Here is a 13,084-nt window from a genome sequence, read left to right on the forward strand (position 1 = left end):
ATGGTTTATGGAATAGATATTGTAAACAAAATAACTTTAAAGGAAGTCCGCATTAAAAGCACTCTCTGACAAGCATCAACAAAATCTAAAGATTTTTAAAACTATGAAGAATATTGAGGAATTTTATCCACTATCACCTATGCAGCAGGGCATACTCTTCCACACTCTTTATGCACCGGAATCGGGAGTCTATGTTGAACAGCTAAGTTTTGATATTCAGGGAGATTTAAATATCTCTCTATTTCAACAAGCATGGCAGCAATTACTTGAAGTACACCCGATTTTACGAACCTCTTTTATTTGGGAAGGAATAAAAGAATCTGTGCAAGTAGTGCATAAAAAAGTTAAACTACCTTGGCAGCAACAAGATTTGTCAGGATTAAAATTGATTGAACAGCAAGAGCGCATTGAAACTTGTTTGATACTAGAAAGAGAACAAGATTTTGAAATTTCTCAAGCTCCACTAATGCGCTTAACGTTACTCCAGTTAGCTGAAAAGCACTACAAATTCGTTTGGAGTCATCATCACTTACTATTAGACGGTTGGTCTTCTTCCTTACTACTTCAAGAAGTATTTAAATATTATCAAGTATTAACCCAAGGTAAAGATGTACAGTTGCAAAAAAAACGTCCTTATCGAGACTATATAGCTTGGATACAAAAGCAAGATTTGTCGAAAGCAGAGACTTTTTGGCGGCAATATCTTAAAGGTTTTACAACAGTCACTTCTTTGGGGATAGACCAGAATTTTAGCAATCAAGTTGTCGAAAATAAAAATTATGCTTCACAGATATTGCGCTTATCAAATACAGAAACAGCCGCATTGCAGTCTTTAGCTCGGCAACAGCAACTTACACTCAATACTATATTGCAGGGAGCATGGACAATTATTCTAAGTCGTTATAGTGGTGAAAACAATATTGTTTTTGGAGGAGTTGTATCTGGTCGTCCAACCACATTAGCAGGTGTAGAATCCATGGTAGGGGTGTTTATCAACACTTTACCAGTCAGAGTAAACTTTAATCCTCAAGAATTTCTCATACCTTGGCTCAAGCAATTACAGACACAGCAAAATGAGGTGCGTCAATACGAACATACTCCACTAATAGAAATCCAAAAGTGGAGTGAAATTTCTGCTAGGCAGCTTTTATTTGAAACTATATTTAATTTTCAGAATTACCCTATAAATTCTTCCATACAACAACTAACAGATAATCTCAAAATATTTAATATTAATAGTTTTATTCATCCTCACTATCCACTTAATGTTTCAGTACAAGTAGATAGAGAATTATCGGTTGAGATTTTTTACGATTCCCATCGCTTTGAGAATGTTAAAATTGCTCAAATGTTAGGGCATTTAAAGACCTTGTTATTAGGTATGGTAGCAAATCCACAACAGCGTTTGTCAGAATTACCATTATTAACGGAATTTGAGCAGCATCAATTGCTGCGGGAGTGGAATAATACAGAAGTTGAGTATCCTCAACTTCAATGTATCCATGAATTATTTGAAGCACAGGTAGAGAAAACGCCAGATGCTGTTGCAATAGTATTTGAAAATCAACAGTTAACCTATGAGGAACTAAACGCTAGAGCAAATCAACTAGCGCACTATTTGCGATCGCTAGGAGTAAAACCAGAGGTATTGGTGGGGATTTGTGTAGAACGCTCGCTTGATATGGTAATCGGACTATTAGCCATTCTCAAAACTGGTAGTGCATATGTACCCTTAGACCCCAACTATCCCTTAGAAAGATTACAATTTATACTAGAAGATACTCAAGCGTCAGTATTGCTAACTCAAGCGTCGCTTCTAGAAACAATACCGCAACATAAAGCTCAAGTTGTTTGTTTAAATACTGATTGGCATCTAATAGCACAGCACAGCCAGAAAAATTTATGTTCTGAACTAACTACTGATAACCTAGCTTATACCATCTATACTTCAGGTTCCACGGGCAAACCCAAAGGGGTACAAATTCCCCACAGCGCTTTGAGCAACTTTCTGTATTCTATGAAGGAAGCCCCAGGATTAACATCTGATGACACCTTGTTAGCAGTAACTACTTATTCGTTTGATATTGCGGCATTAGAACTATTTCTGCCAATCATAGTAGGCGCTCGCTTAGTAGTTGCCAGTCGGGAAATTATCTCGGATGGAACCCAGTTGTCAGCAAAACTGATAAATTCAAAAGCTACAGTTATGCAAGCAACACCAGCAACATGGCAGCTACTTTTGGCAGCAAGCTGGGATGGTAATCGTCAATTAAAAATTCTCTGTGGTGGCGAAGCTTTGCCTAAACATTTAGCTAGTCAACTATTAGAGCGGTGTGGTTGTCTGTGGAATATGTACGGTCCGACGGAAACTACTATTTGGTCAGCTGCATACCAACTCAAAACTGATAGTAAGATAATACCAATTAGTCATCCGATTGCGAACACACAACTTTACATCCTAGACCAATACAGTCAATTAGTTCCTGTGGGTGTAGCGGGTGAGTTGTGTATCGGTGGACAAGGACTTGCACGAGGTTATTTCCACCGTCCTGACTTGAGTGCAGAAAGATTTATCCCTAATCCCTTTAGTACAGAAACAACACGTCTGTATAAAACGGGGGATTTAGCACGTTATCTGCCGAGTGGAGATATAGAGTACATTGGTCGGATTGATAACCAAGTAAAAGTACGTGGCTTCCGCATTGAATTGGGAGAAATTGAAGCAGTAATCAGCCAATACCCAGCAGTACGAGAAACCGTAGTTGTAGTAAGGGAAGACTCAGTACATTCTCAACAAATAGTCGCCTATGTAGTTGCTCATAAAGAACAAACACTGACAATTCCTGAACTACGTAAATTTTTAGAGTCAAAGTTACCGAACTACATGGTACCAGCAGCTTTTGTAACATTAGAAGCGCTACTATTAACACCTAATGGTAAGGTTGATCGTAAGGCATTACCTTTATTGAAAGATAGTAACTGGGAATTAGAAACTACTTTTGTTGCTCCCCGTAATCCAGTAGAAGAAGTATTAGCCGGAATTTGGACTCAAGTCCTGGGCGTTTCCCAAGTTGGTATTTACGACAACTTCTTTGAATTAGGGGGACATTCTTTATTAGCAACTCAAGTTGTTTCGCGTATTCGTAAAACCTTGGAGGTGGATATATCACTTCACCATCTATTTAAATTCCCAAACATCGCACAACTAGCTAAAGAGATTCAGCAAGTAAGCACCAAGGGTATTTCTGCAATTATGCCTGTCCCTCGTGATGGCAATTTACCTCTATCCTTTGCTCAAGCCAGGTTATGGTTACTAGAACAGCTAAACCCTGGTAGCTATATTTATAATATGCCCGCAATGATTCGCCTTACGGGTAATTTAAATGTAAAGGTCTTAGAAGAAAGCATTAACCAAATTATTCATCGTCACGAGGCTTTACGTACTACTTTTGTTTTAGTTGATGGACAACCTCTACAAGTAATTATTCCCCGTGTGCAGATGAAAATACCTGTAGTGAACTTACGCAATTTGACGGAAGTCGAACGAGAAGCGGAAATTAACAGTTTGAGTGCAGAGGAATTTCAACGTCCCTTTGATTTTAACCAAGCTCCCTTACTTAGATGCACTCTCTTGCAACTGGGTGAAGAAGAACATATTTTACTGTTTACTATCCACCATATAGTTTTTGATGGTTGGTCAATCAGTGTATTAATTAATGAGTTAGCAGCATTATATGAAGCCTTTTCTACCCAGAAAGCTTCCCCACTCTCAGAATTATCTATTCAATATGCAGACTTTGCAGTTTGTCAACGTCAAGATTTACAAGGTGAAAGGTTAGAAAGTTTGCTTACTTACTGGAAGCAGCAATTAACAAATCTACCTGTATTGCAGCTACCTACAGTTTATCCCCGTCCAAAAGTAAAAACTAACCGGGGTGCTAGTCACACATTCTTAATACCTACTGAGGTGAGGCGGGAAGTGCGATCGCTTTCCCAACAAGCAGGTGTAACTTTATTCATGACACTGCTAGCGAGTTTTAAAATCTTATTACAACGCTACAGTAATCAAGATGATATTGTTGTTGGAACAGATGTTGCGAACCGGAATCAAGCAGAAGTTGAACAATTAATAGGATTCTTTGTTAACTTGTTAGTCTTACGCACTGACTTAAGCGGAAATCCCACCTTCTTAGAGTTATTACAACGAGTTCGTACACAGACATTATCAGCTTATGCTTATCAAGATTTACCCTTTGACGAGTTAGTTAGAGAATTACAACCTGAGCGTCACTTAAGCAACACGGTTCCATTATTCCAGGTGTTATTTGTCTTACAAAATACACCGACTTCAGCCTTAGAATTACCAGGACTTATTTTAGAACCAATAGAAGTAGAAAGTAAAATAGCCAGATTTGATTTAGCTCTATTTCTTGAAGAAACCGAGCAAGGTATAAAAGGTGAATGGCAATACAATGCCGATTTATTTACAGCCGATATTATCACTTGTTTAACGAATCACTGGAAAACATTAATCAATAGCATTATTAGCCAACCTCAAACCCACATCAATACATTGGAAATGTTCACGGAAGCAGAAAAAGCCCAACAAACTATGCAACAGCAGAAACGTAAAGCAGCTAAAAGACAAAAATTTATGAGTATTGCTCCTAAAGCTGTTAATTTGTCATTAGATAAACTGATTAAAACAAGTTATCTAACAGATGAACAAAAATTTCCTCTCGTAATTCAGCCTAATAGTGCAGAGTTTGACTCAATATCTTGGTCCGAAAATAACCGAGAATATCTTGAAAAACGATTATTAAAACATGGAGCGATTTTATTTAGAGGCTTTAACATCAAATCAGTATTAGAATTTGAAAATTTCGCCCAAGCTATTTGTCCTAATTTATTTGCTGAATATGGGGATTTACCCCGTATCGGTGAAGGTGGTAAAGTTTATGGCTCTACACCTTACCCAGCAGATAAAGCTATACTTTTCCACAATGAAAGTTCCCATTTACATTGTTTTCCCTTAAAAATTTGGTTTTACTGCGTTCAACCTGCCACTAAGGGTGGAGAAACTCCAATTATAGACTGTCGAAAAGCTTATCAACTACTAAGTCCTCAATTACGAGAAAAACTAGCTACCAAACAGCTAATGTACGTGAGGAATTACGCGGAAAAATTAGATGTTAGTTGGCAGAACTTCTTTAAAACCACAGATAAAAGCGAAGTAGAAAATTACTGTCGCCAAGCAGGAATTGAATTTGAATGGTATAGTAATAATGGATTAGTTACTCGACAAATTCGTCCAGCCTTAGCAGTACATCCTAGAACTTGCGAATCTGTATTTTTCAACCAAATTCAATTGCACCACATCTCCTATTTGGATATAGAAGTACGAGAATCATTAGTATCCATGTTTGGGGAGTCAAAGTTACCTCGTAACGTTTACTTTGGAGATGGTACAGTAATTGCAGAAGAAGAAATTGCCGAAATCAATGCAGTATATCAGCAATCAAAAACTAGCTTTCCTTGGCAACAGAATGATGTAATTATGTTAGATAATATGCTGGCTGCTCACGGCAGAAAGCCCTATACAGGACAACGTAAAATAGTTGTCTCAATGGGAGAAATAATAAATAGTAAAAATATTAATATTTGCTAAATGTACTAACTTTTTTAGCAAATCCCGAAAAAATATACTCTGCGTACAATAATCCTTAATAAATATGAAAACTCAAGCAATTAGCGGTTTTCAACTTGCACCTCAGCAAAAAAGACTGTGGCATTTACATAAAAAAAATGGTTCTGCTTTTTGTTCGCAATCAAGTATTTTGATTGAGGGAAATCTTCAGCCGGAAATACTACGAATAGCTACTGAACAAGTTGTTAATCATCACGACATACTCAAAACCAATTTTTATCGTCCACCTGGAGTAAAAACTCCAGTGATGGTAGTTGAAGATAGAAATTCGTTTAATTGGGAATATTTAGATTTAAGTGCTTTTTCTGAGAAAAATATTTCTAATAAAGTTCAAGAATTATTCTGGCAAGCAAGACAGGAATATCAAAATCTATCCCAAGAATCACTACTTTATTTATATTTAATTAAGCTTTCAGAGAGTCAGCATATTTTAATTATTTCCTTACCTACATTATGTGCTGATACTAGAACAATCAAAAATTTAGTTAATCAAATTAGCCAAGCTTATGCTCAATGTAGTAAAGGTAAGGCATTTAGCAAAGAATATGTACAGTATGTGCAATTTTCTGAATGGCAGAATCAACTACTGGATGATGAAGATGCTTCCTCAGCTGAAGAATATTGGCAGCAACAAAAAATTAGCTCTCTATCCACATTAAAATTACCGTTAGAAAAACTAAGAAATAATCAAGAATTTGTCACTGATAGTTATAAATTAGTTATTGGTCAAGAATTACTTAATAAAATTAACAATTTCGCTCAAAAGTACGATCAAACCCCTGATGTCATTTTATTAGCCTGTTGGAAAATACTGGTTTGGCGATTAACAGGAGAATCAGAAATTGTTATCGGTACAGCAAGCGAGCGCCGTGATTATGAAGAACTTTATGACGTGCTTGGCTTATTAGCCACCTGGCTACCAATTAAAACTAAATTTACACCTAATTTAAATTTTTTAGAGCTATTAACAGTAGTAGCACAAACATTAGAAAATGCTGCTGAATGGCAAGATTATTTTGTTTCTGAAATTACAGAAGAAGACGAAATTATCGCTTTTTCTGTAGGTTTTGAATGTGATAAATTACCAGAAAAATATTCTAATACGGGTATATCATTTGCTATTGACAAACTAGTTAACTGTATTGAACCTTTCAAAATTAAACTAAGTTTAATTTGGAGCGTTAGCTCTTTAATTGCCGAATTTTATTACGATGTCAATTATTTTTCGTCTGAGACAATTCAAAGTTTAGCCACACAGTTTGAAACTTTGTTAAACAATGCACTTGTAGAACCGCAAAAATTAATCTCCCAATTAGAGATTCTCACACAAAGCGATCGCCAACAACTTGTCTTCGGATTTAACCAGACACGTATTGATTACACATCAACCAAATGTATTCACCAACTATTTGCAGAGCAAGCCGCTAAAACACCTAATCGGATTGCTGTTGTATATGAAAATGAGAAAATAACCTATGCCGAACTGAACTGCAAAGCCAATCAATTGGCTAATTACTTACAAACACTGGGAGTAAAACCAAGAGTTGTAGTTGGTTTATGTGTAGAGCGCTCTTTGGAAATGATTATTGGACTTCTAGCCATTCTTAAGGCTGGAGGAGCTTATTTACCGCTTGACCCAATGTTACCACAAGAAAGCTTGTGCTTCAGATTACAGAATGTCCAAGCACCAATTTTGTTGACACAGCATCAGTTGGCAAACGCTTTCTCAATTGATGTAGCCCAAGCAGTTTGTATAGACACAGATTGGGATACTATTGCTCAATCCTCAGATACAAATCCTATTTGTACTACAAAAATCGAGGATCTCGTCTATGTGTTGTTTACTTCTGGTTCCACAGGTAAACCAAAAGGTGTTGCGGTTGAGCATCGACAACTTCTTAATTATCTAAATGGAATTTTAGATAAATTAAAGCCAGTAGATAGTGCTAACTTTGCTACGATTTCTACTATTGCAGCAGATTTAGGTAACACTGTCATTTTCCCAGCCCTCTGTACGGGAGGATGTCTGCACGTAATTTCCCATGAACGAGCAACAAATCCAGAAGCTTTACTAGATTATTGCGATCACCATCCAATTGACTACCTTAAAATTGTACCTTCTCACTTAAATGCTTTGCTAACTGCCTCAAAACCAGAGAAGATTTTACCAAAAAGGTGCCTAATTCTCGGTGGCGAGGCGCTTTCTTGGAATTTAGTTGAAACACTTCAGAAGTACGCACCAAACTGTCGAATCCTCAATCATTACGGACCCACAGAAACCACTGTAGGTGTCCTCACCTATTCTCTTAATGGTGAAGCAATCAAGGATCGATCTGAAATAGTTCCTTTGGGTCGCCCACTCAGCAATATTCAAATTTATATTCTCGACCATTATTTACAACCTGTACCAATTGGTGTTACGGGTGAGCTGCATATTGGGGGAAATAGTTTAGCACGAGGTTATTTCAACCAAGTGGAACTAACAAAACGAAAATTTGTTGATAATCCCTTTAACGATGAAGTGGGATCACGATTATATAAAACAGGGGATTTAGCCCGTTATCTTCCTGATGGTAATATTGAGTTCTTAGGACGAATAGACCATCAAGTAAAGATTCGCGGTTTTCGCATTGAATTAGGTGAAGTTGAGTCGGTACTGCAACAACACCCTACGATCCGAGAAACAGTTGTTCTAGCGCAAGAAGATGATTCGGGCAATAAGCGTTTAATAGCTTATATTGTACCGCATCAGCATACATTTACAGCCACCGATATCCGGGACTTCCTCAAGCAAAAACTGCCAGACTATATGATACCTTTGGCTTTCGTGCAACTGAAGAGTTTGCCTCTAACACCCAATGGTAAAGTTGATCGTCAAGCATTGCCAGATCCCGAGCAAGTTAGACCAGAGTTAGCACAGACTTTCGTGCAACCCCGGACACCTGCTGAAGAAACAATTGCCAAAATTTGGGCACAGGTACTGCGAATCGAGCGAGTCGGCATCAATGATAATTTATTTGAGTTGGGTGGCGATTCAATTATGACTATTCAAATTGCCGCCAGAGTTAATCAGGTTGGTTTACAAGTAACACCAAAGCAGATTTTTGAATATCCTACGGTTGCTAGTTTGGCAGCTGTTATAGACACAAACTTGAATATTCAATCGGAGACAGGCTTACTTCCTTTGACCCCAATGCAACGCAGGTTCTTTGAAGAGCATCTGTCCAAACCACAGCATTGCAACCAGACTTTAGTATTAGAAGTACAGAAAATAATTGTACCTGATTTATTTGAAGAAGCTGTACAGTATTTGCTACAGCACCATGAAGCTTTGCGTTTTCAATTCAATTCCCAACAATCAGCTTGGCAGCAATCAAACACGGTAACAGATGCAGTCAAAACAGCATCTTTCTCCTACATAGATTTATCTGGTCAACTTGCAGAACAACAAGAAACCGCTTTAGAATCAATTTTAAGTGAACTACAAACTAGCTTAAATTTAGCAGAAGGTTTGTTGTTACGGGCAGCTTTATTAAATTTTGGCAACAATCAGCCCCAGCGTTTAGTTTTGGTGATTCATTATTTGGTTGCGGATAGCATATCCTGGCGAATTTTGTTGAAAGACCTTCAGCAAATTTATCAAAAACTCAGCCAAAAGCAACCAGTAAAGCTTCCTTTAAAAACAAATTCTTTTAAACAGTGGACTGAACTTTTAGAACAGTCAAATAACCTCTTGCAAGAAAGCGATTATTGGGTAAAAATATTCTTCCATCAGTACCCATCAAAGCTACCTGTAGACAATCATAACGGTGTAAAAACTGCTGCTTCAGTTGGTCAGGTTGTGGATTCTTTGACTATTGAAGAGACCAAAGCATTGTCGCAAGAAATACCCAAGGCTTACCGAACAAAAGTTAACGAAATTCTCGTTACAGCATTAGTACAGACATATTCTCAGTGGACAAAAAGTAATTCTATAATGCTAGATGTAGAAGGAGAAGGACGAGAAATATTTGAAAGCAAGGTAGACTTATCAAGTACTGTAGGGTGTTTTACGAGCATTTTTCCAGTAATACTGAGTTTGGAAAGCATTACTGAGTCATCAGAAGCACTTAAGGCTATAAAAGAGCAGATGCGGAGAATTCCTACTCAAGGTATCAGTTATGGGTTATTAAAATATACAAAGCAAGAAAAGCAATTGCAAACCCTTCCTCAAGCTGAGGTGAAGTTTAAATACGTAGATTCGTTTGATGCAGTTTCCTCTGAATCACATTTGTTTAAAACCTTGAGGGTAGAAAGCAACTCTCAAATTAATCATCCTTATCTTCAGGAAATCAACACTTTTGTACTTGGGGAAAAACTGCAAATAGAGTGGAAATACAACGGTCAGTTTTATCAAAAGATCACTATTGAACAACTTGTTCAAAGATTTATAGACACATTACGATTGCTAATTGCTCATTGCCAATCTAATGCTGCTGGAGGTTTTACTTCTTCTGACTTTCCAAAAGCGCATTTGAGTCAAAAAGACCTGGATACGTTCTTAGCGAAAATCAACCATAAAAAAAATCAGTAAATAAATTTTGAGAGAAAATTTGCTATGCAAACAGAAAATATTGAAGATATTTACAATCTTACACCTGTACAAAAAGGTATCCTCTTCCATAGTTTATATGCGCCGGAATTTGGGCAGTATATTTTCCAAACCACATTTACCTTGCGTGGTTCACTTAACGTTGCTGCTTTTAAGCGTGCTTGGCAAAAAGTGGTAGAACGTCACACAATTCTGCGTACTGGTTTTTATTGGGAAGAAGCAGAACAACCATTACAAATTGTATACAAGCAGGTCAAAGTACCTTTAGAGTTATACGATTGGAGTGACATAAATCCAGGTGAACAGCAGAGAAAATTAAATTCTTTTCTCAAAAGTGATCGCCAACAAGGCTTTGACTTATCCCAAGCAAGCTTAATGCGCTTAACTCTTTTTCAGCTTGGCAAAGATGTACACGAATTTGTCTGGAGCAGACATTTTATCGTAGCTGATGGGTGGTCAATACCATTAATACTTGGTGAGGTTGTACAAATTTATGAAGCCCTTTCTCAAGGTACAGAAGTATTTCTAGAACCTAGCTTTCCTTTCCGCAAGTATCTCGACTGGTTTGAACAGCAAGATGTAAACAAAGCTGAAATGTTCTGGCGAAAACAATTGAAAGGAGTAAAAGCACCAACACCCTTAACCAACCTATTGGCAGATAATCTAAACCAACAAGAAAAATATGACGATGAGCAAATAACTCTGTCAGATGCAACTACATCTAAGCTTCATGCCTTTGCACGCCAGCACCAGCTAACCATAAACACTCTTATTCAAGGAGCTTGGACAATACTTCTATCTCGCTACAGTGGTTACGAGGAAGTAGTGTACGGGTGTACTGTTTCTGGTCGTCCAGTAGACTTAGTTGGGTCAGAGTCGATAGTAGGGATGTTAGTCAATACTTTACCTGTACGTGTGAAAGTAAATTCAGAAAAGTATTTATTATCTTGGCTTAAAGAGCTTCAATCCCAACTACTTGAAATGCGGCAGTATGAATATAGTTCTTTAGTAGATGTTCAAGGGTGGAGTGAAGTACCTCGAAATATATCCTTATTTGATAGCATTGTAGTGTTTGAAAATCTACCAGTACCTGAGAATTTACGAGAGAATCATAGCAGAATATTACAGGTTGTGGATTCAAATAATTTTTACAAAACGAACTATGCTTTAACTTTGGTCATAATTCCCGAATTTCCCTTGACCCTTGGAATCAATTACGATTTCAGTCGTATTGATACTGTAATAATTAATAATATATTGGAGCATCTAAACAGATTGCTTGAAGGTATGGTGGCTAATCATGAAGTATGCCTTAAGGACTTATTGCTGTTTACAGAGCAAAAACCCGATACTCAACTATTGATGTTAGAAAAAGAAATGTCACATAATTTTGATTTTGTTTAGAATCATTGAGTAGATATTGTAATGATTAGGAATATATCCAATATAAATAGTTAGTAGATTAATTAAAATATTTTGTAATTAAATCACAAAAATATCATGAATATATTTGAAAAGTGTGAATCAAATGTTAGAAGTTATTGTCGTAGTTTCCCTGCTATATTCCATCGCGCAAAAGGTTCTATTGTTTATGATGAATCAGGTAAAGAATACATAGATTTTTTTGCTGGAGCAGGTGCTTTAAATTACGGACATAATCATGACTATATAAAGCAAAAGATTATGTCCTATTTAAATGCTGATGGAATAGCCCACGGTTTAGATATGTATACCTCAGCTAAGGAGAAGTTTTTAGCTCAGTTTAATCAAGTAGTACTCAATCCAAAACAGTTAGATTATCGCATCCAGTTCTGTGGACCGACAGGAACAAATGCCGTTGAAGCTGCTTTAAAGTTAGCGAGGAAAGTAAAACAAAGAACAGGCATATTCTCCTTTATGGGAGCATATCATGGAATGACTTTAGGAAGCTTGTCAATCACTGGTAATACCGGAGTCCGAGCAGGAACAATTGGAACATTAAATAATGTCACATTTATGCCTTATCCCTATGGATTCATGGAAAGTTTTGACACTATAGAATATATAGAGTCTGTCTTAAATGATGTTAACTCTGGAATTGAAAAACCAGCAGCAATAATCTTTGAAACAGTGCAAGCTGAAGGTGGAGTTATTGTTGCTCCTATTGAATGGATGCAAAGACTAAGAAAATTGTGTGACGACAATGAGATTTTATTAATTTGCGACGATATTCAGGTCGGTTGTAATAGAACGGGGTCTTTCTTTTCTTTTGAAAGAGCTAACATTGTTCCTGATATGGTAACACTTTCTAAATCTATTAGTGGCTACGGGTTTCCAATGTCGTTATTATTGATTAAGCCAGAATTGGATATATGGGAACCTGGCGAGCATAACGGTACTTTCCGGGGTAATCAATTAGCCTTTATAGGAGCAACAGCAGCTTTAGAGTATAAAGGAAATATTAATCTTGAACAAGATGTTAAAGAAAAAGAGCTTTTATTGAAAAGTTATCTCGCTCAACAAATCGCACCTATTAGTGATAAGATAGAAATACGTGGGATTGGCATGATTTGGGGTATTGATGTTAAAAATGTTGGTGGTAAAAGTTTTGCCAAAACCATCACTTCATGTTGTTTTGAAAAAGGTTTAATAGTCGAAGTAGCAGGCAGAAATAGCACAGTAATTAAAATTTTGCCTCCTTTGGTAATTGATATGCCTACGCTACAAAAAGGTTGTTCAATTATTAAAGAAGCTTTTAATGAATGTATCTTCAATTAAATTGAATAATTAATATACATAGCTCTGTA

4 protein-coding genes are annotated in these 13,084 nt (G+C 36.9%); all 4 read left to right on the forward strand.

Features of this window, described 5'->3' with window-relative positions:
• The first annotated feature begins 103 nt into the window (after window positions 1-103).
• Window positions 104-5,668, forward strand: coding sequence for an amino acid adenylation domain-containing protein (locus ACM03V_RS10760; protein WP_414620772.1), 5,565 nt, complete (start codon window positions 104-106; stop codon window positions 5,666-5,668).
• Between the two features lie 64 nt (window positions 5,669-5,732).
• Window positions 5,733-10,280 carry an amino acid adenylation domain-containing protein gene (locus ACM03V_RS10765; protein ID WP_414620773.1) on the forward strand — a complete coding sequence of 1,516 codons (4,548 nt, stop codon included), beginning with the start codon at window positions 5,733-5,735 and terminating at the stop codon, window positions 10,278-10,280.
• A gap of 24 nt (window positions 10,281-10,304) precedes the next feature.
• Window positions 10,305-11,702 carry a condensation domain-containing protein gene (locus tag ACM03V_RS10770; RefSeq protein ID WP_414620774.1) on the forward strand — a complete coding sequence of 466 codons (1,398 nt, stop codon included), beginning with the start codon at window positions 10,305-10,307 and terminating at the stop codon, window positions 11,700-11,702.
• Between the two features lie 96 nt (window positions 11,703-11,798).
• Window positions 11,799-13,055, forward strand: coding sequence for a diaminobutyrate--2-oxoglutarate transaminase (gene ectB / locus ACM03V_RS10775; protein WP_414620775.1), 1,257 nt, complete (start codon window positions 11,799-11,801; stop codon window positions 13,053-13,055).
• Window positions 13,056-13,084: the final 29 nt, after the last annotated feature.

Source organism: Calothrix sp. CCY 0018 (assembly GCF_963920925.1).
Classification (GTDB): domain Bacteria; phylum Cyanobacteriota; class Cyanobacteriia; order Cyanobacteriales; family Nostocaceae; genus Rivularia.